Annotated in this window: 19 protein-coding genes; 8 read left to right on the forward strand and 11 right to left on the reverse strand. The window is 71.1% G+C overall.

Annotated features, from left to right (window positions below; all coding sequences use genetic code 11):
• Positions 1-29 precede the first annotated feature (29 nt).
• From C4V41_RS50125 to C4V41_RS50145, 5 genes are all read left to right on the forward strand, one after another.
• Positions 30-1,034, forward strand: coding sequence for a LacI family DNA-binding transcriptional regulator (locus C4V41_RS50125; protein WP_200824789.1), 1,005 nt, complete (start codon positions 30-32; stop codon positions 1,032-1,034).
• Positions 1,035-1,066: 32 nt separating this feature from the next.
• A complete protein-coding gene (locus tag C4V41_RS50130) occupies positions 1,067-2,317 on the forward strand; it encodes a sugar ABC transporter substrate-binding protein (RefSeq protein ID WP_235030889.1) in 1,251 nt (416 codons plus the stop codon).
• Positions 2,314-3,348: a carbohydrate ABC transporter permease gene (locus tag C4V41_RS50135; RefSeq protein ID WP_103963155.1), complete on the forward strand. Its 1,035-nt coding sequence runs from the start codon at positions 2,314-2,316 to the stop codon at positions 3,346-3,348. The genes C4V41_RS50130 and C4V41_RS50135 overlap by 4 nt, the downstream gene beginning before the upstream one ends.
• Positions 3,345-4,190, forward strand: a complete 846-nt coding sequence (locus C4V41_RS50140) for a carbohydrate ABC transporter permease (RefSeq protein WP_103963156.1) — start codon at positions 3,345-3,347, stop codon at positions 4,188-4,190. The genes C4V41_RS50135 and C4V41_RS50140 overlap by 4 nt, the downstream gene beginning before the upstream one ends.
• Before the next feature lie 189 nt (positions 4,191-4,379).
• Positions 4,380-5,141, forward strand: coding sequence for a hypothetical protein (locus C4V41_RS50145; protein WP_103963157.1), 762 nt, complete (start codon positions 4,380-4,382; stop codon positions 5,139-5,141).
• A 27-nt stretch (positions 5,142-5,168) separates the two neighbouring features.
• On the opposite strand, the gene C4V41_RS50150 is transcribed toward C4V41_RS50145, so the two are convergent.
• Genes C4V41_RS50150 through C4V41_RS50190 form a run of 9 tightly spaced genes read right to left on the reverse strand, consistent with a single transcriptional unit; the run spans position 5,169 to position 12,343 of the window.
• Entirely contained in the window at positions 5,169-5,402 is a 234-nt protein-coding gene (locus tag C4V41_RS50150; RefSeq protein ID WP_146104096.1) for a hypothetical protein, read from the reverse strand.
• 23 nt (positions 5,403-5,425) lie between these two features.
• On the reverse strand, positions 5,426-6,325 hold the full coding sequence (locus C4V41_RS50155) for an amidohydrolase family protein (protein WP_103963159.1): 900 nt from the start codon (positions 6,323-6,325) through the stop codon (positions 5,426-5,428).
• Positions 6,322-7,503 (reverse strand): vWA domain-containing protein, encoded by a 1,182-nt coding sequence (locus tag C4V41_RS50160; RefSeq protein WP_103963160.1) that lies wholly within the window; start codon positions 7,501-7,503, stop codon positions 6,322-6,324. Before C4V41_RS50160 ends, C4V41_RS50155 begins: the two co-directional genes overlap by 4 nt.
• Positions 7,496-8,356 (reverse strand): AAA family ATPase, encoded by an 861-nt coding sequence (locus C4V41_RS50165; protein WP_103963161.1) that lies wholly within the window; start codon positions 8,354-8,356, stop codon positions 7,496-7,498. The genes C4V41_RS50160 and C4V41_RS50165 overlap by 8 nt, the downstream gene beginning before the upstream one ends.
• Positions 8,353-8,655: an EthD family reductase gene (locus tag C4V41_RS50170; RefSeq protein ID WP_103963162.1), complete on the reverse strand. Its 303-nt coding sequence runs from the start codon at positions 8,653-8,655 to the stop codon at positions 8,353-8,355. Before C4V41_RS50170 ends, C4V41_RS50165 begins: the two co-directional genes overlap by 4 nt.
• Positions 8,649-9,662 (reverse strand): xanthine dehydrogenase family protein molybdopterin-binding subunit, encoded by a 1,014-nt coding sequence (locus tag C4V41_RS65640; RefSeq protein ID WP_103963163.1) that lies wholly within the window; start codon positions 9,660-9,662, stop codon positions 8,649-8,651. The genes C4V41_RS50170 and C4V41_RS65640 overlap by 7 nt, the downstream gene beginning before the upstream one ends.
• 2 nt (positions 9,663-9,664) lie before the next feature.
• The gene (locus tag C4V41_RS65645) at positions 9,665-11,053 is read right to left on the reverse strand and encodes a xanthine dehydrogenase family protein molybdopterin-binding subunit (protein ID WP_103963164.1); all 1,389 of its coding nucleotides are present in this window, start codon (positions 11,051-11,053) and stop codon (positions 9,665-9,667) included.
• Positions 11,050-11,529, reverse strand: coding sequence for a (2Fe-2S)-binding protein (locus C4V41_RS50185; RefSeq protein ID WP_103963165.1), 480 nt, complete (start codon positions 11,527-11,529; stop codon positions 11,050-11,052). Before C4V41_RS50185 ends, C4V41_RS65645 begins: the two co-directional genes overlap by 4 nt.
• Positions 11,530-11,539: 10 nt before the next feature.
• Complete coding sequence (locus C4V41_RS50190) at positions 11,540-12,343, reverse strand: FAD binding domain-containing protein (RefSeq protein WP_160150670.1); 804 nt, start codon at positions 12,341-12,343, stop codon at positions 11,540-11,542.
• Between the two features lie 99 nt (positions 12,344-12,442).
• On the opposite strand from C4V41_RS50190, the gene C4V41_RS50195 reads away from it, so the two are divergent.
• From C4V41_RS50195 to C4V41_RS50205, 3 genes are all read left to right on the forward strand, one after another.
• Positions 12,443-13,120: a GntR family transcriptional regulator gene (locus C4V41_RS50195; protein WP_103963167.1), complete on the forward strand. Its 678-nt coding sequence runs from the start codon at positions 12,443-12,445 to the stop codon at positions 13,118-13,120.
• 188 nt (positions 13,121-13,308) lie between these two features.
• The gene (locus C4V41_RS65650; RefSeq protein WP_103963168.1) at positions 13,309-14,826 is read left to right on the forward strand and encodes an alpha-N-arabinofuranosidase; all 1,518 of its coding nucleotides are present in this window, start codon (positions 13,309-13,311) and stop codon (positions 14,824-14,826) included.
• An 87-nt stretch (positions 14,827-14,913) separates the two neighbouring features.
• Positions 14,914-15,897 carry a LacI family DNA-binding transcriptional regulator gene (locus C4V41_RS50205; RefSeq protein WP_103963267.1) on the forward strand — a complete coding sequence of 328 codons (984 nt, stop codon included), beginning with the start codon at positions 14,914-14,916 and terminating at the stop codon, positions 15,895-15,897.
• Here C4V41_RS50205 and C4V41_RS50210 read toward each other — a convergent pair.
• Entirely contained in the window at positions 15,886-16,797 is a 912-nt protein-coding gene (locus C4V41_RS50210; RefSeq protein WP_103963169.1) for an aminoglycoside phosphotransferase family protein, read from the reverse strand. The genes C4V41_RS50205 and C4V41_RS50210 overlap by 12 nt on opposite strands.
• Positions 16,798-17,011: 214 nt before the next feature.
• Complete coding sequence (locus C4V41_RS50215; RefSeq protein ID WP_200824790.1) at positions 17,012-17,827, reverse strand: integrase; 816 nt, start codon at positions 17,825-17,827, stop codon at positions 17,012-17,014.
• Positions 17,828-17,935 lie beyond the last annotated feature (108 nt).

Raw genomic sequence — 17,935 nt, forward strand, 5'->3', positions numbered from 1 at the left:
CCTACGAAGGGCGCTTCATGGCCGAAAAGGTGACCATCATTGATGTGGCGCGGGCGGCGGGCGTGTCACGGCAGACCGTGTCGAACGCGCTCAACAGCCCCGAGGTCGTCCGCGAGGAGACCCGCCGCCACGTCCTGGAGGTCATCGAACGCCTCGGTTACCGCGCCAGCCAGGCCGCCCGCCAGATGCGAACCGGGCGTTCCCGCCTCATCGCCATCCGCATCGACCCGGGCGACCCCGGCGGCGACGGGATCAGCGGGACGGTGCTGGACACGTTCCTGCACGGGCTGACCGAGACGGCGGCCAGGGGCGGGTACCGGGTCATGCTCTACACGGCCGCCGACGACCGTACCGAGATCGCGACGTTCGAGGAGCTGCTCGGCTCGTTCGAGCCGGACGCGTTCGTGCTGACGGCCACCCACCACGACGACATCCGCGCGTCGTGGCTGCTGCGGCGGCGGCTGCCGTTCGTGGCGTTCGGCCGTCCGTGGAGTGAGCTGCCGGACGCGCGCCACCCGTGGGTGGACGTGGACGGCGCCGCGGGCACCGAGGCGGCCACCCGCCACCTGCTGGCCGCCGGGCACCGGCGGATCGGCTTCATCGGCTGGCCGCCCGGCTCCGGCGTGGGCGACGACCGGCGCGCCGGCTGGGCGCGCGCGATCGCCGAGCAGGAACTGCCGGCCGACGCGCTGAGCAGGGCCGTCGAGGACGGCATCGAGAACGGCGGGCACGCCGCCCGCGACCTGCTCGCCGCCGATCCCGGCGTCACGGCGCTGGTGTGCGCGAGCGACTCGCTGGCGCTCGGCGCCCTCAACGCGGCCGGCTCCCTCAACGCGGCCGGCTCCCTCGCCGTGACCGGTTTCGACGACACGCCCGTCGCCCGGGCGGTCGGCCTGACCAGCGTGCGCCAGCCGCTGGCCGAGGCCGCGGCCGCCTGTGTCACCCTGCTGGCCCGCGCCCTCGACGACTCCGAATCCCCAGCTGAAGAGCACGTGCTCCTGCAGCCGTCCCTGATGGTCAGGCGGTCGGGATGACCTCCCGCCCCACGCGAGAACAGGACCCCACGATGATGAGAACCCGCAGGGCCGCCGCGCTGGGCGGCCTCGTCTGCGTCTCCATGCTCCTGGCCGCCGGCTGCGGCAAGGGCTTCGAGGACGCCCCCGCCCAGTCCGCCCAGCAGACCGCCGGGCCCGCCAAGCTGGAGATCCTCATCGGCTCCTCCGGCGAGGCCGAGACCGCAGCCGTCAAGCAGGCGGCCCAGACATGGGCCTCCGCGACCGGCGCCACGGCGACCGTGACCCCGGCCCAGGAGCTGCAGCAGCAGCTCGGCCAGGCGTTCGCAGGCGACGATCCGCCGGACGTCTTCTACGTGGACGCCGTGCGCTTCGCCGACTACGCCAGTGTGGGCGCGCTCGAACCGTACGCGGACAAGATCAGCCGGCCGGACGACTTCTATCCGACCCTGCGCACGGCGTTCACCTACAACGGGAAGTTCTACTGCGCGCCCAAGGACTTCTCCACCCTGGCCCTGATCGTCAACCAGGACCTGTGGTCGAAGGCCGGACTGACCGACGCCGACGTGCCGGCCACGTGGGAGCAGCTCACGTCGGTGAGCGAGAAGCTCAAGGCGAAGGGCGTCACGCCGCTGGCGCTGGGCGACACCCGCGACCGCATCGGCGCGTTCATGGTGCAGTCCGGCGGCTGGATCACCAGCCCCGACGGCAAGCAGGCCACCGCCGACAGCCCGCAGAACGTGGCGGCGCTCGAGTACGTGCGGACGCTGCTGGACGACGAGCTGGCCCGCTACCCGAGTCAGCTCGACGCGGGCTGGGCCGGAGAGGCGTTCGGCAAGGGCAAGGTCGCCATGACGATCGAGGGCAACTGGATCAAGGGCGCGCTCAAGGCGGACTTCCCCGACGTCAAGTACACCGCGTACGAGCTGCCCGCCGGCCCCAAGGGCAAGGGCACGCTGTCGTTCACCACGTGCTGGGGAATCTCGGCCAAGAGCCCGTACAAGGAGCAGGCGATCGCGTTCGTCGAGGCGATGGTCAAGGCCGACCAGCAGCTGGCCTTCGCCAAGGCGTTCGGTGTCATGCCGTCGCGGGAGTCGGCCAAGAGCGCCTACACCGCCGAGTTCCCGGCCGACGCGCCCTTCGTCAACGGCGCCGAATACGCCCAGGGTCCCGTCAACGCGCCCAAGATGGACAGCGTCCTGGCCGACTTCGACACCGGCCTGCAGAAGCTGACCTCGCAGGCGCCGAAGGCGCTGCTGCAGCGGGTGCAGAAGAACACCCGGGCCGCGCTCGGCACGTCATGACCGCCCGCAGGCCCGGTGCCGCGCGGGAGGTCCTGGCCGGGTGGCTGTTCGTGGCGCCGGTCGTGGTGATCCTCGGGTTGTTCATGCTGGCGCCGATCCTCATGGCCATGTGGGTGAGCCTGACGGACTGGAACGGGCAGGGCAGCCCGTTCCGGGCCGGCGTCCCCTTCGTGGGAGTCGACAACTACACCCGCCTGTTCACCGAGGACGGGCTGGCCCGGCAGGACTTCATGACCAGCGTGCGCAACAACGTCTACTACGTGGCCATCGTGGTGCCTGTACAGACGGTGCTGGCCCTGGGCCTCGCCCTGATCGTCAACGCCCGGCTGCTGAAGGGGAAGGCGTTCTTCCGCGCGGCGTTCTTCTTCCCTTCGGTGACCAGTTCGGTGGCCATCAGCGTGGTGTTCCTGTTCGTGTTCGCCAACTCGGGGGCGGTCAACGGCCTGCTGGCGCTGTTCGGCGTGGACGGGCCGCAGTGGTTCGCGGACTCGCGGGGCGTGCTGCATCTGGCGATGGGCGCGGTGGGGCTGGTCGATCCGGCCACCCCGCCGGACGCGCTGACGAGCGGCGGGCCGTTCGGGCTGTCGTGGTGGGAGTGGCTGTCCGGGCCCAGCGTCGCGATGACGACGATCATCATGCTCGTCGTGTGGACCACGTCGGGGACGTTCATGCTCATGTTCCTGGCGGCGCTGCAGGACGTGCCGGTGTCGCTGGAGGAGGCGGCCATGCTGGACGGGGCCGGGCGGTGGAACGTGTTCCGCCATGTGACGCTGCCGCTGCTGCGGCCGACCATGTTCCTGGTGCTGACGCTCGGGCTGATCGCGACGTGGCAGGTCTTCGACCAGGTCTACGTGATGAGTCAGGGCAACCCGGCCAAGACCACGCTCACCCCGGCGTTCCTGTCGTACCAGACCGCTTTCCGCAACTTCGAGTACGGCTCCGGCACGGCCATCTCGTTCGTGCTGTTCGCCATCATCGTGCTGCTCACCCTGGTCCAGCGGTGGGTCATGAGAGAGAGGCGTCCGGCATGAGCCGCCGCGAACCGCGCACGCTGGCCTCGACGTTCGCCGGCTACTTCATCCTGGTCTTCTTCGCGCTGGTGTTCCTGTACCCGTTCGTCATCCAGATCGCCACCTCCTTCAAGACCGAGCCGGACGCGGCGGCCCACCCTCTGTCGCCCATCCCGGACCCCGCCACCCTGGACGGGTACGCGAAGGTGTTCGCCGGCACCGACCTGCCGCTGTGGCTGGGCAACTCGGTGCTGGTGACGGTCATCGTGACGGTGCTGCGGGTGCTGGTGGACTCCATGGCCGGCTACGCCCTGGCCCGGCTGCGCTTCGGCGGGCGGCGGGCGCTGTTCGCGGCGATCGTGGCCATCATGGCGGTGCCCGGCGTGGTGCTGTTCATCCCGAAGTTCCTGGTGCTGAACCAGCTCGGCCTGTACGACAGCTACACCGCCCTCATCCTGCCGGTGATCGCGGACGCGGCCGGGGTGTTCATCATGAAGCAGTTCTTCGAGTCGATCCCGCGCACCGTGGAGGAGGCCGCGCGGGTGGACGGGGCCGGCATCTTCCGCACCTTCTGGTCCGTGGTGCTGCCGATGGCCCGGCCCGCGCTGATCACCCTCACCATCATCTCCTTCCAGGGCACCTGGAACGAGTTCCCGCACAGCCTGGTCGCGGTCCAGGACCCGTCGCTGTTCACGCTGCCGCGCGGGCTGGCCGACCTGGTGAGCGGGTCGCTGGGCAAGGGCACCCAGTATCCGCTCAAGCTGGGGGCGGCGGTGCTGGCGACCGTACCGGTTGCCGTGGTGTTCGTGGTGTTCCAGCGGTACTTCGTACGCGGGGCGAACGAAGGGGCGGAAAAGGGGTGACCGGATGAACGGTGGAATCGTCGCCGGTCCGGATGACGCCGGCATTCGTCCCGACGACCACCGACCGCTCACCCACCGCGCTCAGCCGATCCTACGCCGCCGCGCGTCGCGCCGTTTCGTTACGAACCCATCACATTGCGTACGCGGGTGGAACTTCACAGCTCAACCGGACGATGTTCCGGACGAGCCGTGAAAGGGCGATGGAAGGACATCGCCGGACAGCTCGGCGACCGGCTTCGGGGCCGCGTGCCCGTGGCGCACAACTTCGGCTTCGACCTCGGTTTCCTCGAGTACGAGTTCGCTCAGGCAGGCGTGTCGATACCCGATCTCGCAGCCCGCGACACCCATTTTCTCGCCCGGCTCCTGGATCGGCTGCCTCGCGCCTCCGACACCGTCCGGGCGGACCCCTATTTCGCCCTGCTCGATCAGGTGCTTCTCGATCACCACATCTCCGCCACCGAAGCCGGCGCGCTGATCGCCCTGGCCGCCCGGCTCGACCTGAGCCGCGCCGACGCCGTCGGCCTGCACCACGAGTACCTGAACGCGCCGGCCCACGCGGCCAAGGCGGACGGCATCGTCACACCCGCCGAACGCCACGAGCTCGACCTCGTCGCCGCTCTGCTCGATCTTCCATCCACAGCGGTCGAAACCGCGCCGGCGACGGCCGTGGCACCTCAGCACTTGGCGGCTCCTGGCGGTTTCCGCCTCCGGCCGGGCGATCTCGTCGTGTTCACCGGAGAGATGGAGGGCGGACGTGAGACGTGGGAGGAGCGAGCGCGCCAGGCCGGCTACGTCGCCCACACCGGCGTCACCAAACGTGTCCGGCTGCTGGTCGCCGCCGATCCCGACACGATGTCCGGCAAGGCGCGCAAGGCTCGCGCCTACGGCATCCCCATCGTCACACCGGACGCCTTCGCGCGCATGAGCACCTCATCCGAGGAGCCCGGGTAGGGCAGGCGCGTGGCCGGTCGGTCCGGTTCACGAATCGCAGGCGACTTCGGTCGTATGGCCGCCGTGCTTTTCGGCGCTCGCGCGCGGGTCGTCGGTCTTGAGAGCCGTCAGGATGCGATCGGCCTGGACCTGGGCGGGTTCATCGGTGACCGGGACGCGCAGTCGATACTGCGCGTGCTCCATCGCGCGGCCGTGCCGCTCCCAGTAGTCCCAGCTGAACACCGCCCCCACGCGAGTGCAATTGATGGTGAATTCGCTCAAGCCGATAGACGCCGCCGGAACGGTCACAAGCGATAGACCCGGGTGGCCGTGGCGGCGAAGACGTCCCGGATCTCGCGTTCGGATCGGCCGGAGAGCGCGTCCTGCCAGGTGGTGACAAGGGTGGCCAGGTCGGTCCAGAGTTTCTCGATCGGGAAGTTGCTGCCCCACATGCAGCGGCCGGAGCCGAACAGCTCCAGGCAGGTGGCCGCCACCCTGTCGATCAGCGGCCGGTCCACGCGGTGCACGAAGGTGCCCTGACCGGTCAGCTTCACCACGACGTTGGGCCGTTCGGCCAGGAGGCGCAGGCCGTGGGTCCACTCGGCGACGGTCCCGGGGTCCGAGTCCACCGGCATTCCGGCGTGGACGAGCACGAAGGTGACGTCGGGGAAGTCGGACACCAGGGCCGCGGCGTCGGCCATCTGCGCGGGGAACACCTGCAGCTCGAACAGCCAGCCGAGGTCGGCGAGCGCGGCGATGTTGCGCCGGAAGACGGGGTCCTTCATCCGGTCGGGGGCGGCGGCGAAGCGGAACTCCGGCCGCTCGTGCCAGTGCAGTTGCAGGCGGGTGCCGCGGACGAGCGGGGTGACGGCGGCCTGGCGGCGCATGACGCCGGCCGCGCCCTCGTCGAACAGGTCGGCCGAGCCCACCACGGCGGTGGGCCAGCCGGTCTCGGCGTGTACGTCGCGCAGCCAGCGCACCTCGTCCACGCTGCGGTCGAGCGGCCAGTTGGCCTGGACGTAGACGGCCGAGGCGATGCCGGCGGCGGTGGCCTCCGCGACGTACTCGGGCGCGAGATAGTCACGGCGGATCGGCTCGTACGGGCCGAAGATACGCGGCACCATCTCCCCCCGCAGCCAGGGCAGGTCGGCGGCGCGCCAGATGTGGTGGTGCGCGTCGACGATTTCGGCAGGGGCATCGGTCATGGCGTCGTTCCCTGGGGTCGCGGGGTGGACCAGCGTCTCGCCGCGAGGTGGCGGGGGCCGGACAGGACGGCGGGGAGGCGGCGTACCTCCTCCAGCGCGGTGCGCAGATCCCGGACGCCGCCGAGGTGGTCGAGGCTCGGGAGCTGGGCGGCCATGGCACGCGTGACGGGGCGATAGGCCGGCGAACAGGCGAGCGGGGACCACCAGACGAGCCGGTGGCCGAGCCGCGACAGGCGGGCCGTGGCACGCACCATGGGGACGTGGTCGCCGCGTTCGAGCCCGTCGGAGAGCACGATCACGAGGGCGCCGCGGGCGAGCGCCACGAAGCGCGGGTTGCCCAGGAAGTGTTCCAGGGCGGCGCCGATCGCCGTACCGCCGTCGGCGTCGGTGACCAGCCTCGACACGGCGCGCAGGGCCTGGTCGGCGTGCGGGTGCGCGAGCGCGGCGGTGATCCGGGTGAGCCGGGTGCCGAAGGTGAACACCTCGGTACGGGCCGGCGCCGCGCGCAGCGCGGTGTGCGCGGCGCGGAGCAGCTCCGGGGTGTGCTGCCGGAGCGAGCCGGAGACGTCGATGAGGATCAGCAGGCGGCGCGGGCGCGGCGGGCGGGCGAGGTGGCGCAGCTCGATGATCTCCCCGTGCTGGCGGAGGGCTCGCCGCCACGCGTCCCGCACGTCCAGCCGGTCCCCCGACCGGGCCGGGCGCCGCCGCCGGGACGGGACCGCGGGCAGCACGGCGGGCCAGGCGGCTTCGAGTGCGCGCATGTACGCGGCCCGGTGCTCGCCGGTGCGGCCGAAGTCGCGGGTGCCGTACGTGCTCAGCGTGCCGGCCTCGATGCCGTCGCCCGGCCGTGCCTCCTGGGGCGGCGGGTCGTCGTCGCCGGGGCCGCCGGGGGACGGCGCGGCGCCCTCGTCCGCTTCGAGCGGCGGGTCGGCGGGGCCGGGGCCGCCCTGCCGGAACCAGGCGTCGAAGACGCGGTCGAAGGCGGGCAGATCGCCCACGTCCTGGAGCAGGGTGATCCGGGCGTACCAGTACAGGGCGGTCAGGCCAGGTGGAGGGGAGTCGGCGATCGTGCGCAGCAGGTCGGCTCGCTTGGTGGGCGCGGCGGGCACGCCGGCATCGCGCAGCGCGCTCAAAAATCCCCACAAATGGTCCGCCGCGAGCCTAGGAGGGTCAGGCATCGTCGAAGATCTCCTCCGCGTGGGCCAGGAGCAGCCGGGTGTCCTCCTCGTCCTTGATCAGCAGGCCGAGCGCCCGGCGCAGCGCCACCGGCCACGGGCTGCCGCCCTCGGCGAGCGCCATCGCGCCGCGCCCCCACTCCACCGACTCGGCGATGCCGGGCCGCTTGAGCAGCGGCAACCGGCGTACCCGCTGCACCGCCCGTACCAGCCCCTCCGCCGCCCGCTCCTCCATCCCGGGAACCGCCGCCCGCAGGATCGCCCGCTCCCGGCCGGGCTCGGGAAAGGCGATCCAGTGGTAGAGGCAGCGCCGTTTGAGCGCGTCGTGGAGTTCGCGGGTGCGGTTGGAGGTCAGCACCACGATCGGCGGCGTACGCGCCCGTACCGTGCCCAGCTCCGGGATCGTGATCTGGAAGTCGCCCAGGAACTCCAGCAGGAACGCCTCGAACTCGCTGTCGGCCCGGTCGATCTCGTCGATCAGCAGCACCACGCCCCGCTCGGACTGTACGGCGCGCAGCAGCGGCCGCCGCAGCAGGAACTCCTCCCGGTACAGGTCGCCGACGTCCTGGCCACGGCTCTCCGCCACCCGGACTTGGAGGAGCTGCTTGGGATAGTCCCACTCGTACAGGGCCTGGCCGGAGTCCAGTCCCTCGAAGCACTGCAGGCGGATCAGGTCCAGGCCGGTGACGCGCGACAGCACGGAGGCGACCTCGGTCTTGCCGACGCCGGGCTCGCCCTCCAGCAGCAGCGGCCGGCCCAGCCGCAGCGCCAGGTGGATGGCCGTGCACAGCCCCTCGTCCGCGAAGTACCCCTTCCCCTCCAGCGCCACGGCCAGCCGGCCGGGGTCGAGGGTCACAACTGCGCGTGCTCGGTGGTCAGCAGGTGGACGCGCTGGGAGGTGTGCGCGGCGGCGTCGGCCGCCGCGGCCTTGCCGTGCTCGGAGCCGAACGCGGCGGCGCGGGCGTCCTCGTCGTCGAAGTACAGCTCGTTCACCGAGTCGTACGCCCCGCCGTCGCCGTTGGTCACGCTGACCGTGTACTTCCGCAGGCCGGGCAGCTTCCTGGCGAACTCGACGTGCTCCTCCACCACCCACTTCGCGAACTCCTCGTGGGACAGGCCCTCGGCACGCTTGAGCAGCGAGACGACTTTCAGCATGGTTCCTCCGTCTTCAGGGCGTCCAGCCCTCGCAGGACGCGTTCGGGGGTGAAGGGCATCGACGTCAGGCGCACTCCGCAGGCGTCGAAGATCGCGTTGGCGATGGCCGGGATCGGTGCGTTCGCCGTCATCTCGCCGATCCCTTTCGCGCCGTACGGCCCGTTCGCGGCCGGGCGCTCCAGGAACAGGCTGTGCTGAACCGGAATGTCGGCGGGTCCGGGCATCAGGTAGCCGGCGAAGTCGCGCGGCCCATGGTCGCGGACCGGGTAATAGGGCTCGGTGGTCTCGAACAGGGCGTGCGACACGCCCATCCAGGCCCCGCCCTCGACCTGCTGCGTCGCCATGGCCGGGTTGAGCGCCCGGCCGATCTCGTAGGCGTTGTACAGCTCCAGCACCTCGACCACCCCGGTCTCGTCGTCCACCTCGACGACGGCGGCCGTGCACGCGTGCGCCTGGCAGGAGTCGGGGTCCATCTCCCCCGTCTCGGGCACCGGCGCGTTCGGCTCCTTGAGGTAGATGCCGCGGCCGGAGATCGTCCGCCCGTGCTTGAAGTGCGCGGCCAGCGCCAGGTCGGTGATGTGGACGCGTTTCTCGTCCGAGCCTTTGAGCTTGATGAAGCCGGTGCCGTCGGTCTCCAGATCGCCGGCGTCGACCTCCAGCTCCTCGGCGGCGACCTCCAGCATCACGGCGCGCGCCTCGGCCGCGGCCATGATGACGGCGTTGCCGACGCGGTGGGTGCCGCGGCTGGCGAAGGTGCCCATGCAGTGCGGGCCGGTGTCGGTGTCGGCGGTGTCGACGAGCACGTTCTCCATCGGCAGGCCGAGCGTCTCCGCGGCGCACTGGGCGGCGATCGTCTTGATGCCCTGGCCCAGATCGACCGAGGACAGCGTGATCACGAACGTGCCCGTCGTCGTGGCGTGGATCAGCGCCTGCGAGGGGTCGCCGCCCAGGTTCATGCCGGTCGGGTAGTTCACCGAGGCGTACCCGCGCCCGCGCAGCTTCGCCATCGTCACAGCCCCTCTCGGGTCGTGGAGGACATCCGGCGGTACGCCTCGGGCAGCTCGTGCCCGGACATCTCCGCCGCCTTCTGGATCACCTCGACCAGGGCCGTGCCCTCGGCGACCTTGCGGTGGGCCTTGACGTCACCGTCGCGGTAGGCGTTGATCAGGCGCAGCCGGAGCGGGTCCAGGTCCAGCGCGCGGGCGATCTGGTCCATCTGTGACTCCAGCGCGAAGTCGGCGATGGTCACGCCGAAGCCGCGCATGGCGCTGGACGGGGTGCGATTGGTGAACACGCAGTGGCAGTCGGCCCACACGTTCGGGATCGCGTACGGGCCGGGCAGGTGCGCGGCGGCCTTCGTGGTGCCGTACGGGCTGTGGCGGGAGTAGGCGCCGGCGTCGACGTACAGGGTGACCTTGCGGCCGATGACGCGGCCGTCGTTCATGACCGCGTCCTTGATGTAGATGCGCTCGGCGGCGCGCGGCGACGAGACCTGCATCTCCTCGGCCCGGTCGTAGACGAACTTGACCGGGCGGTCGGTGAGCATCGCGGCCACGCACGCGACCGGCTCGACCATCACGTCCACCTTGCCGCCGAAGCCGCCGCCGACCGTACCGCCGACGATGCGCAGCTTGTTGAACGGCGTCTCCAGGATCAGGGCGGTGTTGTCCAGGGTGAAGAAGCACGCCTGGGTGTCGGAGTGGATGCGCAGCCGCCCGTCGGCCTGCGGGACGACGACGCAGCCGGTGGTCTCGACGGGGGCCTGCTCGATCGGCGCCGACTGGTAGCGCCACTCGAAGACGTGGTCGGCCCGCGCGAACGCCGCCTCCACATCGCCGAACCGGATCCGCCGGCAGTGGTGGCCCTCGTAGATGAAGTGGTTCTGGCCGTGGTACTCGTTGACCAGCGGCGCGCCCTCCTTGAGCGCCTCCTCGACGTCGAAGACCGGCTCCAGGTCCTCGTACGTGACCTTGATCCGGGCCGCGCCCTCCAGCGCGGCCGCCTCGGTCTCGGCGACCACGGCGCAGATCGGCTCGCCGAGGTAGCGCACCTTGTCCACGGCCAGGATGGGCTCGTCGTCCGGCCCGACGCCGATCAGCTTGAGCGGGGTGAAGACGTTGTTCGGGATGTCGGCGTGGGTGAGGATCCGCAGGACGCGGGGCACGGCCAGGGCCTCGGTCAGGTCGACGTCGAGGATCCTGGCGTGGTGCCGGGCGGAGCGGTGCATCTTCAGGTGGGCGAGCCGTGGCGGGGCGACGTCCTCGAAGAACTCGGTACGCCCGGTGACGTGCCCGCGGGCGTCGGAGCGCTGCACCACCGAGCCGATGACGGTGAGGTCGCCGCCGTCCTTCTCCTCGGCGAACGTGCCGGTGTCGATGGGAGCCAGCCGGTACGTCATCGCCGCACCGCCCGTCGCCTGGCCGCCTCCAGGATGGCGATCACGATGGGCCGGTAGCCGGTGCACCGGCAGACGTTGCCCGAGATCGCCTCGATGACGTCGTCCTCGCTCGGATCGGGGTTCCGGTCGAGCAACTCCTCGGCGACCATGATCATGCCGGCCGTGCAGAAGCCGCACTGGGTGGCGAAGCAGTCGACGAAGGCGCTCTGCACCTCGTCCAGCTCACCGCCGGCGGCGACCCCTTCCAGCGTGCGGATCGAGTGGCCCGCGACGGTCTCCACCGCGACCAGGCAGGAGACCTCGGGCCGGCCGTCGACCAGGACGGTACAGGTGCCGCACGCGCCCTGCGCGCAGCCCCGCTTGGCCGCGGTGAGCCCGAGCGCCTCGCGCAGGCTCGCAAGCAGGGTGGCGCCCGGCGCGGCGATGAACTCGCGTTCTTCGCCGTTGACGACGAGGGAGACGATCTGTGACGGCACGGTCCACCTCTCAGGGAAGGAAGGCCCGGCGCAGGTGCACGGGCAGGACCCGCGCCCGGTACCAGGCGCTGGTGTAGGCGTCGTCGAAGGGGTCGATGTCGTCGCGGGCCGCCTCGCCCGCCTCGGTGAGGACGTCGTGGGTCAACGGCCGGCCCTGGAGCAGGCGCTCCGCCGACACCGCGCGCACTGGGCGTGACGCGACGCCGCCCAGCGCGATCCTGGTGGCGGCGACCCGGTCGTCGTCGACGTGGGTGACGGAGGCTACGGTCACGATCGCGGCCGAGTTCAGGCGGCGGCGCATGGCCTTGTGGTAGTGCCAGGTTCCCGGCTCGGGCAGCGCGACCCGTACCGCCACGACGACCTCGCCCGCGGCGACCCCGGCCGCCAGCACGCCGGCCACCGGTGCGTCGCGGCGGCCGTCCGGCCCGGCGACCTCGCAGGTCGCGTCGAGGGCGAGCAGGCAGACGGCCAGGTCGCCGTACGGCTGGGCGACGAACAGGTTGCCGCCCACGGTGGCCTGGTTGCGGATGGTCGGGGAGGCGATCGTCCGCAGCGCCGGACGCAGGAACGCGAGCCGCGGATGCTCGCCGACGGCGGTGAGCGTGGCCGCCGCGCCGATCCTGGCCACGCCGTCACGTATTTCGATGGTGTCCAGCCCTGCCCGGCGCAGGCTGACCAGCTCGGTCACGGGCGCGGTACCGCTGTTGACCAGCGGCATCACGACCGTGCCGCCGCCCATGATCCAGCCGCCGCCTGCCAGGCAGGCGATCGCGGCATCGGTTGACTCGGGCACGTGCACGGTGGAGATGACCATGTGCGGGCCTCCTTGGCGGATCATTATCGATAATTGATTATCGACAAACAGGCGTCAAGAGACCCGGCAGGACAATCGATAATCGGTAGAATCCGCCTCATGACCGAAGAGCCCGCCAAACTGCCGCGCCTCACGCTCGCGCGGCAGATCCGCGACTCGCTGGTCGCCAGCATCGTCTCCGGCCACTTCGGGCCGGGCGAGCGGCTGGTGGAGACGCGGCTCGCGGCGACCTACGGCACGAGCCAGGCACCCGTACGCGAGGCGCTCCGCGAGCTGGAGGCCATGCGGCTGGTGGAGACCCAGCCGCGCCGCGGCACCTTCGTGCGGCCGTTCGTCCAGGAGACCCTGCGCGAGAGCTACGTCGTACGGGCGGCGCTGGAGGAGACGGCCACCCGGCTCGCGCTACTGGCCGGGACCGTACCGGTGGAGGCCATGCGGGCGGACGTCGAGGCGATGCGGGCCGCCGCCGAGAGCGGTGACGGGGAGGCGTCGGCGCGCGCCAGCGTGTCCTTCCACCGGCGCGTCGTCGAGGCCGCGCACAACGACCTGCTCAAGCTCACCTGGGAGGGCCTGCAGATCGAGGCGCGGACGTCGGTCACGATGGTCGCCACCGAGGTCGACCTGCACGACATCGTCCGCGACCACGCCGACCTGCTGGCCGCTCTGGAAGGCGGGGACCTGGAGGCCGCGTGCCGGCACGCCCGCGACCACCAGTGGCACTACGCCGACCTCCCGCACGACGCCCACGGCCGCACCCGCGACTCCGCCGCGGGCTGACGCGTCCGAGGCTCGTGACAGCATGGGGCCCGCACGGTGAGCAGATCTTGGCGACGCCCTCTGACGGCATCGCCCGGCCGCCGCGTCACCGACGGCGGCCTGCCTGAGCTCGGCTCTTGACAGGGTTGTATGTATCGATAAAGTACCCTCACTTTATCGATACATACAACGATCAAAGGTATTCATTGATGAGCAACATCGTCGTCCCCGCCATCATCAATGTCGACGTCGAGGGTGCGGTGATCAACCGGCATCTGTACGGGCACTTCGCCGAACATCTGGGCCGGTGCGTCTACGGCGGGTTCTACGTGGGTGAGGACAGCGAGGTGCCGAACGAGGGCGGCATCCGGCTGGACGTGGTCGAGGCGCTGCGGGCGCTGAACATCCCGAATCTGCGCTGGCCGGGGGGCTGCTTCGCCGATGAGTACCACTGGATGGACGGCATCGGCCCCAAGGTGGAGCGGCCGTCGATGGTCAACACCCATTGGGGCAATGTCGAGGAGAACAACCACTTCGGCACACACGAGTTCCTGGCCCTGTGCGAGCTGCTCGGCGCGGAGCCGTACATCAGCGGCAACGTCGGCTCGGGCACCGTCAAGGAGATGAGCGACTGGGTCGAATACCTCACCCGCGAGGGCGACTCGCCGATGGTGCGGCTGCGCAAGGCCAACGGCCGCGACCAGCCGTGGCAGGTGCGGTTCTGGGGGCTGGGCAACGAGGCGTGGGGCTGCGGCGGGAACATGACCGCCGAGCAGTATGCCGCCGAGGCCCGCCGGTTCGGCACCTACAGCCGGAACCACGGCGACAACAAGCTCTACCGGATCGCCGCCGGCGCCAACTCCGCCGACTACGCCTGGACCGAGACCCTCATGAAGATGCTCGGCGAACTCGGGTGCGCCAACCGGCCCGCCGCGTTCATGCAGGCCCTGTCGTTCCACTACTACACCATCCCCGGCACCTGGCAGAACAAGGGCGACGCCACCCGCTTCGGCCCCGACGACTACTACGCCACCCTGGCCCAGGCCGCGCGCGTGGACGAGCTGATCACCGGCCACGCCAACGTGATGGACTGCTACGACCCCGGCAAGACCGTCGGCCTGGTGCTGGACGAGTGGGGCACCTGGTGGAACGTCGAGCCGGGCACCAACCCCGGCTTCCTCTACCAGCAGAACACCCTCCGCGACGCCCTGGTCGCGAGCCTGCACTTCGACATCTTCCACCGCCACGCCGACCGCCTGGTGATGGCCAACATCGCCCAGACCGTCAACGTACTGCAGGCTATGATCCTCACCGACCCCGACACCGGTGCCCTGGTCCTCACCCCCACCTACCACGTGTTCGAGATGAACAAGGGCCACCAGGACGCCGCCTCCCTGCGCGTCGACCTGCCCACCGGCGTCCCCGCCCGCGACACCCTCAAGACCGTGTCGCTGTCGGCCAGCCGCAAGAACGGCGAGGTGCTGGTCTCGCTGTCCAACCTCGACATCGACGAACCGGCCGACATCGAGCTGGACCTGCGCGGCGGCGCCGTGACCGACGTCCACGCCCGCATCCTCACCGCCGGCGCCCTCCAGGACCACAACACCCCCGCCACCCCGGCCGCCGTCGCACCCCGGACCCATGACCAGGTCACCGCCACCGCCGGCGGCCTGCGCGTTCACCTGCCCGCCCACTCGTTCGTCACCGTGGCAGGGCGTCTCGCATGACCGAGCGCGGCACCGTTGACGCCGGAGGAACCGCGATAAGCTCGCCCGGATACGTGGATCCGAGCTGAGGACCAGAACGTGGTGACCATGAGCGACGTCGCCCGGCTCGCCGGCGTGTCGAAGATGACGGTCTCCAACGTCGTCAACAACCGGGCCGGCGTCAGCGAGCCGGTCCGGCGCCGCGTCATGGAGGCCATCCGGCAGTCGGGCTACCGCGTCAACGTCTCCGCCCGGACCCTCCGATCCGGGCGGACCGGCGTGATCGGGCTCGCCGTACCCGACATCGACAGCCCCTACTTCGGCCATCTCGCCTCCCACGTGATCGACGAGGCCGGGCAGCGCGGTTTTCACGTCGCGATCGAAGAGACCGGCGCGGCCGCGACCGGGGAGGCCGACGCGATCGCCCATTCGCGTACGCTGCAGTTCGACGGCCTGATCCTCAGCGCGGTCGAGCTCAACCGCCGCGACGACCTGACCGACGCCGACTACCCCATCGTGATGCTCGGCGAGCAGGACTTCGGCGGCCGCTTCGACCACGTCGCCATGCCCAACGAGGAGGGCACGAAAGCGGCGACCGCGCACCTCGTGGACCAGGGGTGCAGCCGGATCGCGATCGTCACCGGCGGGCTCGAAGGCGTCAACATGGTGACGCGCCGCCACGAGGGCTATCTCGCCGCGCTGGCCGAACGAGGGCTCGGCCACGACCCGGCGCTGCACTTCGCCCTCGCCGACATGAGCATGGAGGCGGGCTGGGACGCGGCGCAGCGGATCGCCGACCGCGACCGGCCGGTCGACGGGGTGGTCGCGGTGACCGACACCGTTGCCCAGGGGGTGCTCCGCGGCCTCGCCGACCGCGGCCTCCGGGTTCCGGACGACGTCCGGCTCATCGGTTTCGACGACATCCCGGGGGCGAAGTTCATGGTGCCCTCGCTGTCCACGGTGGCGCCGGACCACGGGTGGATGGCCGCGAAGGCCGTCGAGCTGGTGGCCGACCGGATTCACACTCCTCTGCGCCCGGCCGGCCAGTACGTCGCGCCCTTCAAGCTGGAAATCCGCGAATCAACCCGCTGAGGCGGGCAGGTCGGACAGAACCTCCTCGATCACCCGCCGGTTGGCGTCGGCCAGTTCCTGATCGGTGTCGACGCATCCGGACAGCACCAGCAGGGCCTTCCACAACGCCCATCCCCTGGCCCTCGCCCAGGTGCCGTCGTCCTGGCCGATCGTGCGCCGGAACGCCTCCCGGCCGCCGCCCGAGAACGTCGTCCAGGCGATCACCAGGTCGCAGGCCGGATCGCCGACGCCCGAGGTGCCGAAGTCGATGACGGCCACCAGCTTGCCGTCCGCGACGAGCAGGTTGCCGGGGGCGATGTCGCCGTGGAACCAGACGGGCTCCCCGCGCCACTCGGCGGCCAGGGCGGCGTCCCAGACGGCCGCGGCCCGCTCGGTGTCGACCCGTCCCTGGAGCTCGGCCAGGCAGCGCCGGGTCTCGTCGTCGTAGTGGGCCGGCGACGCTCCCCGGTAGAAGGAGTGTTCGCCGCCAGGCGGGCCGCCGGTGGCGTCGCAGCGCTGCAGGGCGAGCAGGAACTCCGCGACCGAGATCGCGAACTGCTCCGTGTCGTCGATGCGCGCGCGGGCCGCCATCTCGCCCTCGATCCAGCCGCGTACCGACCAGGGGAAGGGATAGCCCTCACCGGGAACGCCCGCACCCAGGATCACCGGAACGGCGACCGGCAGCGACGGCGCCAGCCGGGGCAGCCAGCGGTGTTCCTTGTCAACGGCGGGGACGTAGCCGGCGGCGGTGGGCAGCCGGACCGTCATGTCGTCGCCCAGGCGGTAGGTCCGGTTGTCCCAGCCGTCGATCTCCACCGGCGTCACGGGCAGCCCGCTCCACTGCGGGAACTGGGCGGCGATGAGGCGTTCGACCAGGGCGGCGTCGATGCCGGCGCGGCCATCGGGAGGTGACGAAACCATCCCGCGATCATCACCTGCGGCGATCGCGCCGCGCAACCGGGTTATCGCCGGCGTCCGCCCATGTCCGCTCTACGGCCAGAACGCGAGCCGCCTCGCCGGGGGCCGCGTCCCGGACGGTGAGCAGGTCACCGCTCTCGGCGAGGACGGTGACGATCGCGAGGGATGGGGCGGCGACCCGGTGTGACGTCCGGGGTGCGGTCCGCGGACAGTGATTTTAGAGGTCAGAGCCGCCGAGGTCGGTGCAGTGGGTGATCGTCGCGTCGTCGGGCGCCACCGCGTCGCGTGCCTCCGCCTGGCGGACGCGGCGGAGGATCTCGGCCGGTCCGCTCGACGCCAGCGCGGCCAGGACCTCCGGCCAGCCGGCGAGCCGGAAGGGGTCCACGATGCGGCTGGCTCCGTTGCTGAGCAGGGCGGCGCCGTTGAGCTCGGAGGTCGGGAGGCTTCCGGTGATCGCCTCGTCCGCCGCGCGCGGGTCGTCCTTGGCCAGCCAGAAGCCGCCCGGCCGGTTCCGGTTGGCGCGCAAGTCGCGGAGGATCCGATGGTATTCGTCGCCGCCCTGGGTGGCGGCTTCGAGGGCGGGCTGGTACGAGCGGCTGATGATCACCTCGCGGGGGTCGGTGACGACGAGTGGGGTGTCGGCCGGCCGGTCGAGGACGACGTACGCGTCGCCGAGCACCAGATACTCGGCGAGGCCGCCGGACAGGCGCAGGATGGCCACCATCGCCGACGGGCTGATGGGATCGGCGACGTCGCAGGTGTCGCGGTGCTCGTCCGTCACCTGGCCGATGGCCTCGCCGAGCACCTCGGGAAGGCTGCCGTCGTGCACGAGCGACAGGAGGCTGCCGCCCAGGCGGGCGGCGTACCAGGCCACACCGTGGCGGCAGATCGTTTCGGTGCCGGGGATGCCGGCGCCGTCGATCAGCACCGCCGCCGTCGGTACGGCGCCGGTGAAGTCTTCGTTCGCGCGCCCGGCCCGCTTCGCGACGCTCGCCATGGTCACCCGCATGCCCGCCGCCCTCCCGATGATCAAGACGCCGACTGTAGCAGCCCCAAATGACTACTCTCTGTAATTATATCGTCACTCTCTGGTAATGGCGGTTGCGCTTTCGGGGTGATTCCGCAGGGTCTCGCTCGACGT

The sequence above is a fragment of the Nonomuraea solani genome, assembly GCF_900108335.1.
GTDB classification, from domain to species: Bacteria; Actinomycetota; Actinomycetes; order Streptosporangiales; family Streptosporangiaceae; genus Nonomuraea; species Nonomuraea solani.